Genomic DNA, 16,122 nt, shown 5'->3' on the forward strand with positions numbered 1-16,122 from the left:
CGACCTCTTTAGGTTGTTGCTTTTCGGGGTATCAAGGCGGCTCAGGAACGCGGATACACCTCGTCCAGCCATTCGTAGTTTGCCGAAAAAGGGGTATCAAAGAGCAGTTCCAGCATGTAGCGGCAAACCCGTGCCCCGTTGAAACTGCGATGCGCTCGTTGCCAGCCCCGCTCGGCAATCGTCCGGCATTCCCCATCATGGTTGTGATAATAAACAATTTTTTCCAGCAGGTCGTCAAGAGTGTCAAAGTAGACGATCTGGTCATCCCGGAACAGACGTTCCATACCCGGTACCCGCGGGCAGAAGGTGAGCAGGCCGTTGCCGGTCAACTGCGCGAGGCGGTCAGAAGAATACATGGCCACGTCATTGCGGCGGCTGATGTTGAGGGCCATTTTCGACCGGCCAATAAAATCCAGATAGGCGGCGCCGGTAACCGGCGGATTGCCGAGACAGCCGCGAAAGGCGCAGCGCAGGGTTTTGCTTGCCTCGCGGTTTAAGGTGGTCATGAAGTCCTGCCGTTCCTGATCGTTTTCGTCCCGGCCGCAGAAGATGAAATCATAGTCATAATCGGTGACCAGAAAGGCCTTGTGCACTTCCACCGCCGGGTCGATGATGTTGGGGATAAAGGCGGCGGTAGTGGTTGCCGTGGCGTATTCCCGGAGATATTCGCCACCGGTGGTGGCGAAGACCACGTCGATATGGGCCAGCCGCTCAAAGAGGTGGGTGGTTTTGTCGCGGTGGAAGAGGGCATCGACATACCACAAGCCGATTTTCATCGACGGATGGCGCCTTTTAATCTCGGCAAGGGTCGCCGCCTCGATAAGTTCCGAGTGGCCGAGGAGCAGGAGATGGGGGGCGATAGTGGCGCAGGCCTTGAGCAGCTTGCGGTTCACCTGGCCTTTGCCAAGCCTGGTCGTGCGAAAGATCGATTCATTGCGGCAGACGTCGCGGTAGCTGAAATCGTAGACAAAATGGCCGTTACCGATCAGCCCGGCGGAAATCTTCCGGTCGGTGGCGTAGAGGTCGGCACCGTATTTGCGGAGGTTGAAATTGGCTACGTGGAGGATGCGCATTGAGTCTTTGGCTTCTTTTCCGATGGGTTACGGCCCTGCGGCCGGGGTTTGACGATTGCCGCCATAATACCGTGAAAGGGACGTGAGAACCAGGAAAATTCGGGCCAAGCTGGTGGGCGATGACGCTTATCTTCCAGCGGAGAAATAGCGGAGAAGGCGCTGGAAAAGGGTGTCGGGCAGGGTAAATATCTGGGTGAAGAGTCCTTGCCGGCCCTTGGGCCCGGCTGTATCCAGCTTGAAGTCGGAATAAAACTTCTGTCCGCAGGATGGGCAGGCCATAAGCATCCCTCCGATATCTTTTGGAAAGCGCAATTGTTGGCCGCACTTTGGGCAGGTTTTTTCAATATGCTTGTGCATCAAGGTCTGGTGGGGTGAATAGTATTTTCTCGTAAAGCCATATTCCGCTATCTCGGTATTGTTCACACTATTGTTCTGGATACGGATTGTGTCCAGGCAAGTGGCGCCATTCCGTCGGCTTGGCCGGGAAAGAGAGCCAAGCACCCGCTCCGCCGTGTCTAATAATAGCTGCTGCCATCCCAGCAATGGGTGCAGAGCTTTTCTTTCGGCAGACCTATGGCCGCCACCAGATCGTCAAGGCTCTGATATTTGAGGGAGGTCAGGCGCAGCTGGCTCCGGATTTTCTCGATCATCGCCAGGTTTTTTGCCGAACCGGCCTGGGCGTACTGGTCAAGGTCCCTGTCTTCCACCCCTTCCAACTCCTTGATGCTTTTTCGCCCCGCCAGATCGAGGGTCGATCTGGACGAGGAGAAGTTAAGGAACTCGCAGGGGTAGATCAAGGTGGGGCAGGCCGGCCGCATGTGCACCTGGCAGGCACCGCAATCAAAAAGGACCTGCACGTTATCCTTCAGCTGGGTGCCCCGGACAATTGAGTCGTCGCAGAACATCAGCCGCTGTCCTTCGATCAGCTTGCGCACCGGAATCAGTTTCATCCTCGCCACCAGATCGCGCATCGCTTGATTCTGGGGCATGAAGCTGCGCGGCCAGGTCGGGGTGTATTTGACGAATGGCCGGCCGTAGGGGATTTTCTTTTCATTGGCGTACCCGAGGGCGTGACCGATGCCCGAGTCGGGGATACCGGCGACCAGGTCGACCTCGACATCGTCGTGGCGGGCAAGTGCGGCACCGCATTTATAGCGGACCGCCTCAACATTGATGCTTTCATATTCTGAGGCGGGATAACCGTAATATACCCATAAGAACGAGCAGATCTGCATCTTCTTGCCCGGTGGCAGCCGCTGCTCCCAGCCGTCGGCCGTCAGGAAAAGTACCTCGCCGGGCCCTGGGAAGTATGCCGGTTCAAACCCCAGATTGGGGAAGGCGCAGGTCTCAAAGCTGACCGCCGTCGCCCCGTCCCGCCGCCCGATAACGAGAGGCGTCCGCCCGAGTTTATCGCGGGCCGCATAAATACCTTTGTCGGTGAGAAGGAGCAGCGAGCACGAGCCTTGAACGGTTTCCTGGGCATAGCGGATGCCCGCCTCGAAACTGTCCTCCTGGCAGATCAGCATCGCCACCACCTCTGTCGGGTTGGTGATGCCGTCGCTGGTACTGGAAAAATAGCGCTTTCTGGCAAAGGCCTTCTTGATCAAATCGGCCATATTCTTGATCCGGCCGACGGTGACGATGCCGAAGGTGCCAAGGTGCGAGTCGATGATAAGGGGCTGCGGATCGGTGTCGCTGATGACGCCGATACCCTGCCGGCCTTGAAATTGGGTGAGTTCGGCCTCGAACTTGGAGCGGAAGTACGAATTTTCAATATTATGGATGGCGCGATGGAAGCCGTGCTCATTGCGCACGGCCATGCCTCCTCGCTTGGTACCCAGGTGAGAGTGGTAGTCGGTGCCGTAATACAGTTCCGACACACAATCCGTTTGCGAGACAATTCCAAAGAGACCGCCCATTGTAACCCCTATTGTAAAGTGATTGTTTTCAGTTCATTCAGCCATTGATCAGCATGCTGCTTCTGTCGCATCAGCGGATTTCCCCGTGATAATCCTGCAGCGAATGGACATTGGTCGCCTCTTCGCCGACTGCCGCAATGCCTTTGGCGGCGGCAATGGCGGCAGCAGTGGTGGTGATGTAGGGGATTTTATACTTGATGGCCGCCTTGCGGATGTCCGAGCTGTCCGCCGAGCCTTTTCTGCCGCTCGGGGTATTGACCAGCAGATGGATCTGGCCGCTTTTAACGGCGTCCATCAGGTTCGGCCGGCCCAGGCCGAGCTTGAAGACCGGCTGGGTGTCGATACCTTTTTCCTTCAGGAAGCGGTGTGTACCCTCGGTGGCCATGATGGTGAAGCCCAGCTCGCGGAAGCGGCGGGCCGGCTCCACCGCCGCCAATTTGTCGCGATCGGCAATGGTGAAAAGGACCGTGCCCTGCAGCGGCAAAATCGACTGGGTGGCCTCCTGGGCCTTAAAGAAGGCGCGGCCAAAAGACCTGGCCATGCCAAGCACCTCGCCGGTCGAGCGCATCTCCGGGCCGAGCACTGGGTCAACCTCCGGGAACATATTGAAAGGGAAGACAGCCTCTTTCACGGCAAAATAGGGGATGTTGATTTCACGCAGATCCAGTTCGGCGACGGTTTTGCCGAGGATGACCTGGGTTGCCATCCGCGCCATGGAAAGGCCACAGACCTTGGAGACGATCGGCACGGTGCGCGAGGCCCGCGGGTTGGCCTCCAGCACGTACACCGTGTCGTCCTGGATGGCGTACTGGATATTCATCAGGCCGATGACCTGCAGTTCGATGGCGATGCGCCGGGTGTATTCGCGGATGGTATCGATGTGTTTGGGGGCGAGGCTGATCGGCGGGATGACGCAGGCCGAATCGCCGGAGTGGATGCCGGCAAGCTCGATATGTTCCATCACCGCCGGGACGAAGGCGTTGGTGCCGTCGGAGATCGCATCGGCCTCGGCCTCGATGGCGTTGTCGAGAAACTTGTCGATGAGCACCGGCCGCTCCGGGGTGATCTCGGCGACGGCGACACTCAGATAGCGCTGCAGCATCTGTCCGTCATGAACGACCTCCATGCCACGCCCGCCAAGGACATAGGAGGGGCGAACCATCAGCGGATAGCCGATTTCGGCGGCGATCTTCAGGGCCTCGCCGGTGCTGGCAGCCATGCCCGAAACCGGCTGGGGGATGCCCAGACGGCGCATGATAGTATTGAAACGATCGCGGTCTTCCGCCAGATCGATGGCCTCCGGCGAGGTCCCGAGAATGGTCACCCCGGCTTCGGCCAGCTGTTTGGCGAGGTTCAAGGGGGTCTGACCACCGAATTGGACGATGACCCCCTCCGGCTTCTCTTTCCGGTAAATGCTCAGGACATCTTCGACGGTCAGGGGCTCGAAATATAATTTGTCGGAGGTATCGTAATCGGTCGACACAGTTTCCGGATTGCAGTTGACCATAATCGATTCCAGCCCCGCCTCGCGGATGGCCATGGCGGCATGGACGCAGCAGTAGTCAAACTCGATGCCCTGGCCGATGCGGTTCGGTCCGCCGCCGAGGACCATGATCTTTCGGCGGTTGCTCACCGCTACCTGATCGGGGCCATTGTAAGTTGAGTAGTAATAGGCGGCATCCTTCACGCCGCTCACCGGTACCGGCTGCCAGCCTTCAACCACGCCCATGGCGGTGCGCTGTTCGCGGATGGCGCGTTCGGGGACCCCCAGCAACCTGGCGAGATACAGGTCGGCAAAGCCGTCCTGCTTGGCGCGGCGCAGCAGGTCGTCCGGCAGGGGCCGTCCTTTATGACTGAGGATCTCTTCTTCAAGAAGCACCAGTTCCTTCATCTGCTGGATGAACCAGTGCTTGATGTGGGTCATGGTGTGCAGTTGGTCGATGGTCGCTCCTTTGCGCAGGGCCTCGTACATCAGAAACTGTCGCTCGCTGGTGGCATACACCAGCCGCTGCAGCAAGGTGTCTAAAGGCAGTTTGTTGAAATCCTTGGCAAAGCCCAGACCGTAGCGGCCTATCTCCAGGCTGCGGATGGCCTTTTGCAGGGCCTCCTTATAGTTCTTGCCGATACTCATCGCCTCGCCGACGGCGCGCATCTGGGTACCGAGGCGGTCTTCGATGCCGGAGAATTTCTCAAAGGCCCAGCGGGCAAATTTCACCACCACATAGTCGCCGGAGGGGGTGTATCTTTCCAGGCTGCCGTCGCGCCAGTAGGGGATCTCATCCATGGTCATGCCACCGGCGAGGAGTGAGGAGACCCGGGCGATGGGAAAGCCGGTCGCCTTGGAAGCCAGGGCCGACGAACGGGAGGTGCGCGGGTTGATCTCGATGACCACCACCCGGCCGTTTTTCGGGTCGTGGGCAAACTGGACATTGGTGCCGCCGATGACCTCGATGGCCTCGACGATGGCATAGGAGTAGTCCTGCAGTTTCTTTTGCAGAGGCGCAGCGATGGTGAGCATCGGGGCAGTGCAATAACTGTCGCCGGTGTGCACGCCCATGGCATCGACGTTTTCAATGAAGCAGACGGTGATCATCTGGTTTTTGGCATCGCGCACCACCTCCAGTTCCAGCTCTTCCCAGCCGAGCACCGACTCCTCCACTAGCACCTGGTGAATCAGGCTGGCGGCAAGGCCGCGCGGGACGATGGTGCGCAGTTCTTCCAGGTTGTACACCAGTCCGCCGCCGGTGCCGCCCATGGTGTAGGCGGGGCGGATGACCACCGGATAGCCCAGTTCTCCGGCAACCTTTTCCGCCTCCTCAAGGGTGGTCACCGCTGTGCTGCGCGGCATTTCGATGCCCAGGCGATTCATGGTTTCTTTGAAGGCGATTCGGTCTTCGCCGCGTTCGATGGCATCGATGTTGACACCAATGACCTTGACGCCGTATTTTTCCAGGATTCCCGCACGATTCAGCTCGGAGGAGAGGTTGAGGCCTGACTGACCGCCCAGATTCGGCAGAATTGCATCGGGCCGCTCATAAGCGATAATCTTTTCGAGGGTCTTGACATTCAGCGGCTCGATATAGGTCGCGTCGGCCATGCCCGGATCGGTCATGATCGTCGCTGGATTGGAATTGACCAGCACGACCTGGTAGCCGAGAGAACGCAGTGCCTTGCAAGCCTGGGTTCCGGAATAGTCAAATTCACAGGCTTGACCGATAACGATGGGACCGGAACCAATGATCAGGATCTTGTGAATGTCGTCACGTCTGGGCATATATGCTCCTTGTTGAGTGGGGATGGGGCTCGAGTGATGTCTGAGATAAAAACCTGTGGCGGTGACTCTCGGCAGCTCTTCCGAAATGGCCGTGAACACCTTCTGTTAAATGAAGCTGGACTGAAAATCAAGGTATAGTTTTAAGTATAAGCCAACAGTCGATAGCGGCGGCGTTTTTATAGTAGCGGCGACATCGGCAAAAAACGGCTATTGTTGGCGCAGAGCCTTTTGGGCATGCCTGGACCTGTTCTGGTGCACAGGAAGCGCCAGGGTAAATCTTTTATACAGGGTTGAGGGAGGACATGGTGGTTGAGATCGGCAAAATCAACAGGCTGAAGGTAAAGGGGCGGCAGGTCTACGGTATTCACCTCGATGGCGGCGAGTCGGGGGACATTCTCCTCAGAGGGGCAGATATTTCCGGGATGTACCGGCCGGGCGATGAGATCGATGTCTTTGTCTATGTCGACCGGGAAGGCCGCCTGCTAGCAAGCGCCAAAAAGCCCCTTGCCACGGTCGGCGAATTTACCCTCCTTAAAGTGGTAGCCACGAGCGAGGCCGGGGCCTTTGTCGACTGGGGCCTGGAAAGTGACCTGCTGGTGCCGAAAAGCGAGCAGCAGGGCGTCATGCGTGAAGGCCGGTCCTACGTGGTCTATATCTTCGTCAGCGATAAAACCAGGCGTATTACCGCCTCGACAAAGCTGCAGAAATTTCTCAACCGGCAGCCGCCGCAATATAGGGAAGGTGAGGAGGTCGATCTCCTCGTTTATGCTGCTACCAATCTCGGCTACAGTGCCGTCGTCAACGGCGCCCATATAGGCATGATCTATGAAAACGAGGTCTTTCAACGGCTCGCCATCGGCCAGCGGCTGAAGGGTTATGTCAAGAAAGTCCGAGACGACCGCAAAATCGACCTGCGCCTGCAGCAGACCGGCTTTCGGGAGGTTGACGATATTTCGGCTACCATCCTCCAGGCAATCAGGGACCATGGCGGCACGCTTGCCCTGACCGACAAAAGCCCTCCGGAAGAGATCTACGACCTTTTCGGGGTGAGCAAGAAGGTCTTTAAAAAGGCCATTGGCGCCCTCTATAAGAAGCGGCGTATCGTCATCGACAATGATGGCATCAGGCTTGCCGGCTGAGGCGGATAAGGGAGAGACAATACCGCAAGGAACGGAGGTTTCGGTTCCGCAGACAAGCTGCAAGAGGCATTTTTATTCAGAAATATGGCATGGCGCCGGGGATATGATGAAGGCAACCACAATTTTAGCACACCCATATAGCAAGAGTTTCAACCACGCAATCTTTGCTGCGGTACACCATACATTGCAGGAATTACAGGTGGTAAATTACGCCCATGATCTGTATCGGGAACGCTTTGATCCGGTGTTGACGGTTGAGGAACTCGGCAAACAAAGGAGTACCGACTCGCTGGTCAATCAATATATCGATGAACTCATGGAGTCGGACCTGGTGATCTTCATCCATCCTAATTGGTGGGGAATGCCTCCGGCAATCTTAAAAGGATATATCGATCGGGTTATTCGTCCGCCGCATGCTTATGATTTTCCGGAGAATGACTCCGGTGGCGGCCTGCCTGTCGGCAAATTGCTAGGAAAGGTGGGGGTGGTGTTCAATACCTCTAATACCGAGGAAAACCGCGAAAACGACTATTTCACCGATCCGCTGGCGAAAATTTGGCAAAGATGTGTTTTCGGCTTTTGTGGGATTGAAAAAAGTCATAGAAGGGTTTTTAGAATAGTCGCCGACAGTACCCTGGAGGAGCGGCAGAAGTGGTTGCAGTGTGTTGAACGGGATATTGTCGATATTGTCAAAAATATTAAATAACAGTATGTTACGTTGAGTGGTTCGGTGTTTGCCCGGGCCTGCTGATGACCGTACTCACGACAAAGGATGAAACGAAAATGATTAAACACATAGTCTGCTGGAAATTACTGAACAGGACGAGGCCCTTGGAAGACAATACCGATGCGCTGGCGATAAAGGCGGCACTCGAAGGCCTTCGCGGTAGGATCCCCGGTCTTCTCCACCTCGAATTGGGCTTTGATTTCAGTGGCAAGGATTCGGCCGGCGACATCGTCCTCTATACAGAATTCGAGTCGAAGGAGGCCCTCCACGCCTACCAGCACCACCCGGCCCATGTGGAGGTCGGCAAGACCGTCCGGCCGAGAACCTGCGAGCGGAGAATGATCGATTACCAGATATAGTCCGCCATTTCACACCGAGGTGGGACAGGCCGGCCGGTCCCTGGAACGGCCATCCTCCCTTGGAAATCGGCATAACCATTGAATGAGGAAAAAATGTCCACCCATACCAAGACGATTCTTACCCATCCGCCGGAGAATCCAGGCAGCAACAGCCGCTATCTCTTTTATCTCCACGGCCTGATTGTCGAAGAGGCGGGGATTCGTCCCAAAAGTGAGGAGCACGGCTACTACGAGTACCGGCGTATTCTCGAAGAGCTTGCCGGGGAAGGCTTTGTCGTGATCAGTGAGGCACGGGAAAAAGGCACGCAGATACAGGCCTATGCCGAGGTTGTTGCCGGGCAAATCAAATCGCTTCTTGGTAAAGGGGTTGCGCCCGGCAATATCATTGTCGTCGGCGCATCCAAGGGTGGCGCCATAGCTTCGTATGTGTCGTCAATCCTCCAGGGAAAAGAGATATACTATGTCATGCTGGCCGGGCTCTTTGAAAAATGGCTGGTGGATGAGGACCTCAAACTCTATGGCAAGGTCTTGTCGATCCATGACCGGGCCGACAAACTGTCCATCACTCCCGAAAAATATTTCCAGCGGTCGGAGGGCAAGGGACAGTTCAAGGCGATAGTCTTGGGTCTTGATAACGGCCATGGGCTCATTTACCAGCCGTATCGGCAGTGGATCGAGCCGATGTTGGAGTGGGTAAAGGGATGAAGCTGAGTTGAGCAGCTGGTCTGCTCAAACGAAACGTATGTTCTTGCGGCATGATAACAGCTAGCTGAAGGGAGAAATGCTATGGGCGAGAAAGTATATTGTATCGAAGCGGCGGAGAATGAAACTGATCAGTCCCTGTGTGCACGGCTGAAAGATCTCCTCCAGGCGGAAAATCTCCTGGAATGCATTGCCGAGCAGGATGTCACGGCGGTAAAAACCCATTTCGGCGAATCGGCAAAACTTGGCTATGCCCGGCCGCTGTACCTGAAGATGCTCGGCGAGGCGATCAAGGACCGGGGCGGAGTGCCTTTTTTGACGGAGACCTCGACTCTGTACAAGGGCAACCGCAGCGGGGCGATCAGTCACATTGCCCACGCCCATAGCCAGGGCTTTGATTATGCCGCCACCGGCATGCCGATCATCATGGCTGACGGGTTGTTTGGCGACGAGGAGTGTGTTGTTGGTGTGCAAGGCAGGATCTATTCGTCGGTGCATCTCGCCGCTCTTTTTGCCAAATGCAATGCCCTGGTGATGGTGTCGCACTTCACCGGCCATCTGGCGGCAGGTTTTGGCGCCACCCTGAAAAACCTCGGCATGGGCTGTGCCAGCCGAAAAGGCAAGATGGCCCAGCATTCCACCGCCAAACCGAAGATCATCAAAAAGGCATGCACCGCCTGCGGCACATGCGTCACCTGGTGCCCGGCATCGGCGATCACGGTAAAGGAAACCTCGGCGGTCATTAACGCCCGTAAGTGTATCGGTTGCGGTGAGTGCCTGGCCATGTGCCGGTTTGACGCGGTGAAATTCAACTGGGGGGCGACCTATGAAGATCTGCAGAAAAAGGTGGTCGAGCACGCCATGGGGGTGTGCTCCCTGTTTGAAGGTAAAAGCCTCTTTATCAATGTTTTGACGAGGATTTCCAAGGATTGCGACTGTATGGGGCACACCTTCGAACAGATTGTTCCCGACATCGGCATCCTGGTTTCCCGGGACCCGGTGGCCCTCGATGCCGCTTCTCTGGATCTGGTCGAGGGGCGATCCGGCAAGCTCCTGTCGCAGATGGCCCACGACATCCCCTACCGGTTTCAGCTGGAGTATGCCAGAGAGCTGCATTTCGGCAACCAGGAGTACCAACTGGTGAAGATGTAGGAGGGGGCCGCTCGGAATAGGCGGGGAAGGTATCGGTTGTGCCAGGTTGCATGGCGGGTGAATTTCCGTGGAGAAAGAATTGCAAAATTGATCCTGAAAAGTTAGGCTTTGATCGGCAGGGGTTAAAGCCCCTGCCCAAGGCTCCACCCATCCAGGGGCGACAACGAAAAAATGCCACCTCATCGATGATACCGACGCCATGAAAAAAGTTCTGTTGCTGTTCTTGCTCACTGCCCTTGTCGCGCCTGGATCAGTGCCGGCAGGCGAGACCATTGTGTACGGTTATGACGAAGACTACCCGCCCTGGGAAAAAAACACGGCAGGGGCGGCGACTGGAATCAATATCGATATCATGAGGATTGTTGCCGGGAAACTCGGCATGGAGGTTCGCTTTGCGTCCTATCCATTCAAACGTATCCTCGCCCTGTTGAGGACCGGCGACATCGATATGGCCGGCGGACTTGAGAAAAAACCGGAACGGGAAGCATTTGCCGATTTTCTCCTGCCGGCGTATCAACAAACCAGGAAAGTTTTTCTGATGAAAAAAGGTTCCACCCTGCTCCTGGAAAAATACGCCGATCTATATGGTCTCAAGGTCGGCCTGCGCAGTGGCACCAAGCACTTCGAGCCCTTCGACTCAGATCCAGCTATCGTCAAGGTGGAGGCGGACTCGGTCGATGAACTTTTTAAAATGCTGCTCTTTGGCCGCTACGATGTCGCCATCGGCGGCAATATCCAGTTGCTTTATGCCGCCAAGGCAAGCGGCTATGCCGACAAGATTCAGGTCGCCGATTACCGGGTCGACATGGGCGCCGGCGGGCAGTTCGTGCTTTCGCACAAGTCGGCCTTCATCCAGCGTAAGGCCGAGTTCGAGGCGGTTCTGCTCGACATGTTTACCAGCGGGCAGATCGATGCAATCATAACCTCGTATCTCCAGTGAGGGGGGCTCCCCGGCAGACGTATAAGAGCATCGCCCCTTCCGCAATGCAATAACCTTCCAGGTCCTTCCGCCAGGCGGGAAAGAGTTCACGAAATGAATACGGCTTCCAGCCAACACCCGCAAAAAGGCGTACTTCTTTGTATCCTGGCGCTGGTCCTGTTCGCCTGCATGGATTGCACCATCAAGTACTTGGCAATGCGCTACAATGTGCCGCTGGTCGTGGCGATACGCTATATTGTCCATTGTCTGCTGATGATCGTGGTGCTGGCGCCCAGCCGGAGCAGGCAGCTCATCGAGACGAAGCGGACCGGGCTGGTGCTGGTGCGCGCCTTGTGTCTGGTGTTTGCCTCGCTGTTTCTCGGCTTGGCCCTGCAGCGTATGCCGCTCGCCGAGACTACGGCCATCGTCTTTCTCGCGCCGATGCTGGTGGTGCTCGTGGCCGGGCGGGTACTCGGCGAACAGATCGGCGTTCTCGGGTGGGTGGCGGCCATCGGTGGTTTTGCCGGGGTGTTGCTGATCGTCCGGCCGGGCAGTGGTCTTGATGCCCTCGGTGTCGTCTGTGCCCTGGGTATGGTGACCGCCCTGGCCGTTTATCAACTGCTGTCGCGGGTTCTTGCCAGGACCGAACGAACGGTTGCCCTGCTGTTTTATTCTGCCCTGGCCGGTGTGGTCTGCTTTGGCGTCGTCTTGCCCTGGTATTGGGAAGGGCAGGCGCCAACGGTCTGGCAGGTAATTTTATTCGTTAGTACGGGGATAAACGGAGGACTCGGCCACTTTCTGTTCACGGCGGCCTATCGCCATGCCTCGGCCTCCCTGTTGGCCCCCATTACCTATCTGCAACTGCTCTTTGCGGTGTTCCTGAGCTGGATGGTCTTCGACCATGTGCCCGATTCTCTCAGTATTCTGGGGATGTGCGTGGTAGCTGCCTCCGGAGTGATGATTGCCCTCAAATCCCGATTTCCGGGGGCGCAGATGTCGCTTGGCGCCCTGGTTGATGCCTGGTCGTCTCTTGGGATTATAAAGAAAATACGGATGCTTATAAAAAGACGCTAGCCATTTGCAGCTGACTGGCACTTCTATTGGTCAGCTGCTTGTCAAGGGCACAACTCACGCCCCCATCGCTTTTGCCAGGGCCTCCTTGAGTGTTGCGACCTTGTAGGGTTTGTGCAGAAAAACCTGGGGCATCTCAGGGTGATCGCCGGCAATCGCCTGTGCCTCATCGTAACCGCTGGTCAGTATCACCGGGATGTTGGGGCGGATTTGCCGCAAGGCGGTCAGGGTTTCCCAGCCGTTCATCCGCGGCATGGTCAAGTCAGACAAAACAATTTTGATTTCCGACCCTTGCTTGAGGAATATCTCCACCGCCTCGACACCGTCCTTTGCCTGATAAACCTCGAAGCCGAGCCGTCTGAGCATGGCCGAGGCTACGTCGCGCATCATCTCCTCGTCATCGACCAGCAGCACTGCCCCGCCTTCCTTGATCTCTTTTGTCTGCGTTTCCTCTGGCGGGGTAACAGCCGGAATCGTTGGTGTTTCCTTCTGGGCTATCATTTCCTTTGAAAGTGGCAAGAACACACGAAAGCGGCTCCCCTGACCGATCTTGCTCTCGACTGCCACGGCGCCGTCATAGGCTTTAACTATCCCCAGAACCACTGCCAGGCCGAGGCCCCGGCCCGTGAATTTGTGGGAGAAAAAAGGATCAAAAAGTTTCTCGATATCCTCTTCAGCAATCCCACAGCCGCTGTCCCAGACTTCTAAACAGGCATAACTGCCATCCTGCGGTTGCCAATCTATCGGGAGGCGCTGCACAACGGGGATCTCTCCAGGAGAAATGGTTTTCACCGAGATCCCGATAGCCCCATGATTGCCAGCGACCGCCTCCCTGGCATTGGTGACGAGATTGGTGAGAATCTGCTGGATCTGATTGTGATCGGCATTAATAATTGGGCCAATTTCCGGTAAGTCGGCTGTCAGCTTGAAAGTTTTAGTAGCCGCAGCCTCAAGCAGCGGCAAGTTTTGCCGGCAGACTTCAGAGAGGTTCAAGGCGACAAGTTTGCCGGTGGCCTTGCCGAGATAGGTGAGCATCAAGCCGCTTACTTCAGCCGCCTTACGGGCGCCCTGCATGGCTGCACTCATAAAGTGAGCCTGGTTTTCATCTCGGGGCTCATCCTGAGTGGCCAACTCCAGGTTGCCGATGACGACGCCGAGCTGGTTGTTGAAGTGATGGGCAATCGCCCCGGCCATGCGGTGCAGGCTGTTGGCTTTTTGTAGTTGTTGCTGCTGCCATTGCCATTTTCGTTTTTCCTCCTCAAGTCTCTTCCGCTCTGCCAATTCGTTCTGCATGGCCTGGTAGAGTTCGGCATTCTCAAGGGCCAAAGAAACCTGCTCGGCAAAGAGCACGGTGATTTGCGAGATGTCGGAATTGTCGGCAATGGCCGAATAGCGAAAGGCAAAGAGGATTCCCAGAATACGATCTTTGCAATGCACCAGAATTGCTTGAAATGCCTTGAATGGTGAGAAATTCAGAGGATCCATGGAAAGCTGCCGAAAGGTTGTAGCCATGTCAGCGGTGCTGTACATCTCGCTCTCGGAAAACAGCGAAGATTCGGCCATCTGCCGTGCAAGCAGGCCAATTGTCGTAGCGCAGGATGGGCTGAGGCCGGTTTGTGCCGCGCAGGAAAATTGACCAAGGGGATCGCGAAGAATTATTGCGGCGGCATCAGCACTGACGATAACAGGAAACGTTTTTACCGCCTCGGCGGCAACTGCCTGTAAGTCAAGATGCCTGTTGATCTCGCGACTGCTTCGGACGAGTTTCTCGAATTGGAGACTTCGTTGCGCCTCGGTAAGGGTTCGACCGATGCGGTAGGCCATGGTCTTTAATAACCCAAGATCGGCATCGGAAAAGGGCTCGGGACGGCAACGGGCAAGAATCAGTGCCCCGTGGACCGAATGGGTGCCATGAACAGGCAGGCCGATAATTGACTCAGCACCTACATCAAGAAGCTGGCTATCCACTTTCCTGGCTGAGTCGAAAATTTCCATTCGGATCGGTAAACCGGTTTGCAGCAGGAGCCGGATCAAGCTGCTGTCTTCGTCGGAAAAAGGCAGGCCGGCGATATCTTCCGGCAAACCGATCGCCGCCAGGGGGGAAAATCTTCCCGTACCAACCGGATCGAGAAGAACAACGACATCTGCTAAAAACAACTCGGAAAGCGTCGACAGACACCGATCAAGTAGAAGGTGTAATGGTCCGGAATCATTGAGAATGGTGATGAGGCGGGTGAGACGGGTAGTGTCACGGACTGCTTCTCGGGCAGCCTGCAGGGCCGTTTCCCGGGAGGCGCGCAATTGGCAAAGACCGTCGGTATCGCTCGGGGGTGGAATCTTTTTCTGATTATCGTTAAAGGCTTGTTGCATCTTTCGTCCATTATGGCGACTCTACCCTCAGGCACAAAGGGATAGCATTGGAATTAGAGGGCAAGAGCGGTCAGCGTGGCATTGTGTGTCCCCAGTACGCCTGCGGTTCGGGCAAATTCACCGCAGCAATAGAAGCCAAAGGTCGGTGTTTCGCCTGCAGCCGCCTGCAGCCGCCGGCATTCTTCGACAGTCCGGGGACCAAAGATGACCGCCCTTGCGGCACAACTGAAAATAAGTAAGACACCCGCTTCCCGGTAGCCGGCAAGTGCCTCAACAGCCACCTCTCTGGCAACATCAAGCAGGTCGTCAGTGGTACTGCTCATGACTTGCACGGCGCTGCCGACTGGCGGGATACAACCCTGGATTCTCAGAGCGCCCTGCTCATTCTTTGAGCGGGCGACGCGGATGATCGTTCTTCCATCCGGCTGGAGAAGGCCGAAGGGATGGTTGATGGATGTTGCCCAAAAATTTTCATAACTGAGCTGCCCCGGAGGAATGCCAAGTTGTTCCTCGTAGGCAATGGCGGCCGGACGTCCGCCCAGCTCGATGATCTCTGTGCCTTCGGCGCGGGTGACAAGCATGGGGATGCCAACCGGTTGCCAGCCGTGCCGGGTCACCACCGGCAAGGGGCGATCGCTGGCAATCCACAGGGCTACTGCTCCTCCGGAAATGACCTGATCATTGTGGAACACGAAGGTTTCCTTGAATTTCAATTCATCGCCGGCAGCCCCGCCGGTAAGTGAGACCTTGGGTCCGGTGATGCGGTACACTCCCTGCACCAGTTCCTGAAGATCCCCGGCAAGACAATCAACGAGTAAAAGAATTGCGGCATGCGGGCTGGGACCCGCTTCCGCCCTGCTCGCCCGGGCGATGGCCTGGCCGATTTGGTCAAGGTTGCCCTTGATGCCCTCGGCTGAGGCCAGGCCAAAGCGGTATGGTCCGGCGGTCATGGCAAGGACGCTGACACCACCGCCGAATCCCATATGCTGTCCGTGCATAATCTGACCGGAACCGGTTGCCCCGACGAGAGGGGTTGCCCCGGTGACGGAACGAATCCCCTTGATCAGCGCCTCCATATCGTAGCGGGGAGTGGTGAAGACCATGATGAGTGCGGCAGTTTCCCCGGCAAGACCGGCTAGCGCTGTCGTTGCGGCGTCACGGCCGGCCGCAAATGCGTCTTTGAGATCCTTGCTGCAGCCTATACCTGTTCTGATTTTCATCGGCGGTTCACCTCGGGGTGATCATTGGCAGTGGTTTTCTTTCAGTAATTTGGGTTTATCAGATACTCTTCAAAATATTCTATCACAAAAGCAGGATTGATTCTTGGTGCTATTGTTGAGATCGGTACAAGAAAAATCAAGGTGGGATTGAAATGCCCGGCGAGTTTGACATTGTTTGATCTGATCTGATAGGATTT

The 16,122-nt window shown here is 56.4% G+C and carries 13 protein-coding genes; 7 read left to right on the plus strand and 6 right to left on the minus strand.

Features of this window, described 5'->3' with window-relative positions; translation table 11 throughout:
• Positions 1 to 41: 41 nt before the first annotated feature.
• From OEL83_05780 to carB, 4 genes are all read right to left on the minus strand, one after another.
• Complete coding sequence (locus tag OEL83_05780) at positions 42 to 1,073, minus strand: glycosyltransferase (protein ID MDK9706541.1); 1,032 nt, start codon at positions 1,071 to 1,073, stop codon at positions 42 to 44.
• A gap of 126 nt (positions 1,074 to 1,199) precedes the next feature.
• On the minus strand, positions 1,200 to 1,496 hold the full coding sequence (locus OEL83_05785) for a hypothetical protein (GenBank protein MDK9706542.1): 297 nt from the start codon (positions 1,494 to 1,496) through the stop codon (positions 1,200 to 1,202).
• A gap of 92 nt (positions 1,497 to 1,588) precedes the next feature.
• Positions 1,589 to 2,992: an amidophosphoribosyltransferase gene (locus OEL83_05790; GenBank protein ID MDK9706543.1), complete on the minus strand. Its 1,404-nt coding sequence runs from the start codon at positions 2,990 to 2,992 to the stop codon at positions 1,589 to 1,591.
• A 70-nt stretch (positions 2,993 to 3,062) separates the two neighbouring features.
• A complete protein-coding gene (gene carB / locus OEL83_05795; GenBank protein MDK9706544.1) occupies positions 3,063 to 6,266 on the minus strand; it encodes a carbamoyl-phosphate synthase large subunit in 3,204 nt (1,067 codons plus the stop codon).
• A gap of 302 nt (positions 6,267 to 6,568) precedes the next feature.
• On the opposite strand from carB, the gene OEL83_05800 reads away from it, so the two are divergent.
• The 7 genes from OEL83_05800 to OEL83_05830 all read left to right on the plus strand — a co-directional run bounded on the left by OEL83_05800 (position 6,569) and on the right by OEL83_05830 (position 12,338).
• Positions 6,569 to 7,405, plus strand: a complete 837-nt coding sequence (locus OEL83_05800) for a S1-like domain-containing RNA-binding protein (protein MDK9706545.1) — start codon at positions 6,569 to 6,571, stop codon at positions 7,403 to 7,405.
• Positions 7,406 to 7,508: 103 nt separating this feature from the next.
• Positions 7,509 to 8,111: an NAD(P)H-dependent oxidoreductase gene (locus tag OEL83_05805; GenBank protein ID MDK9706546.1), complete on the plus strand. Its 603-nt coding sequence runs from the start codon at positions 7,509 to 7,511 to the stop codon at positions 8,109 to 8,111.
• A 77-nt stretch (positions 8,112 to 8,188) separates the two neighbouring features.
• Positions 8,189 to 8,491, plus strand: a complete 303-nt coding sequence (locus OEL83_05810) for a Dabb family protein (GenBank protein ID MDK9706547.1) — start codon at positions 8,189 to 8,191, stop codon at positions 8,489 to 8,491.
• A 93-nt stretch (positions 8,492 to 8,584) separates the two neighbouring features.
• A complete protein-coding gene (locus OEL83_05815) occupies positions 8,585 to 9,196 on the plus strand; it encodes a hypothetical protein (GenBank protein MDK9706548.1) in 612 nt (203 codons plus the stop codon).
• Positions 9,197 to 9,277: 81 nt separating this feature from the next.
• A complete protein-coding gene (locus tag OEL83_05820; GenBank protein MDK9706549.1) occupies positions 9,278 to 10,345 on the plus strand; it encodes a DUF362 domain-containing protein in 1,068 nt (355 codons plus the stop codon).
• Positions 10,346 to 10,544: 199 nt separating this feature from the next.
• On the plus strand, positions 10,545 to 11,285 hold the full coding sequence (locus OEL83_05825) for a transporter substrate-binding domain-containing protein (protein MDK9706550.1): 741 nt from the start codon (positions 10,545 to 10,547) through the stop codon (positions 11,283 to 11,285).
• A 93-nt stretch (positions 11,286 to 11,378) separates the two neighbouring features.
• Positions 11,379 to 12,338 (plus strand): DMT family transporter, encoded by a 960-nt coding sequence (locus tag OEL83_05830; protein MDK9706551.1) that lies wholly within the window; start codon positions 11,379 to 11,381, stop codon positions 12,336 to 12,338.
• A gap of 54 nt (positions 12,339 to 12,392) precedes the next feature.
• Here the strand turns inward: OEL83_05830 and OEL83_05835 are convergent, their stop codons facing one another.
• Together OEL83_05835 and OEL83_05840 are read right to left on the minus strand one after the other, a co-directional pair.
• Positions 12,393 to 14,705, minus strand: a complete 2,313-nt coding sequence (locus tag OEL83_05835; protein MDK9706552.1) for an ATP-binding protein — start codon at positions 14,703 to 14,705, stop codon at positions 12,393 to 12,395.
• Positions 14,706 to 14,758: 53 nt separating this feature from the next.
• Positions 14,759 to 15,925, minus strand: a complete 1,167-nt coding sequence (locus OEL83_05840) for an FIST C-terminal domain-containing protein (GenBank protein MDK9706553.1) — start codon at positions 15,923 to 15,925, stop codon at positions 14,759 to 14,761.
• Positions 15,926 to 16,122: the final 197 nt, after the last annotated feature.

It is taken from the genome of Desulforhopalus sp. (assembly GCA_030247675.1).
Classification (GTDB): Bacteria; Desulfobacterota; Desulfobulbia; order Desulfobulbales; family Desulfocapsaceae; genus Desulforhopalus_A.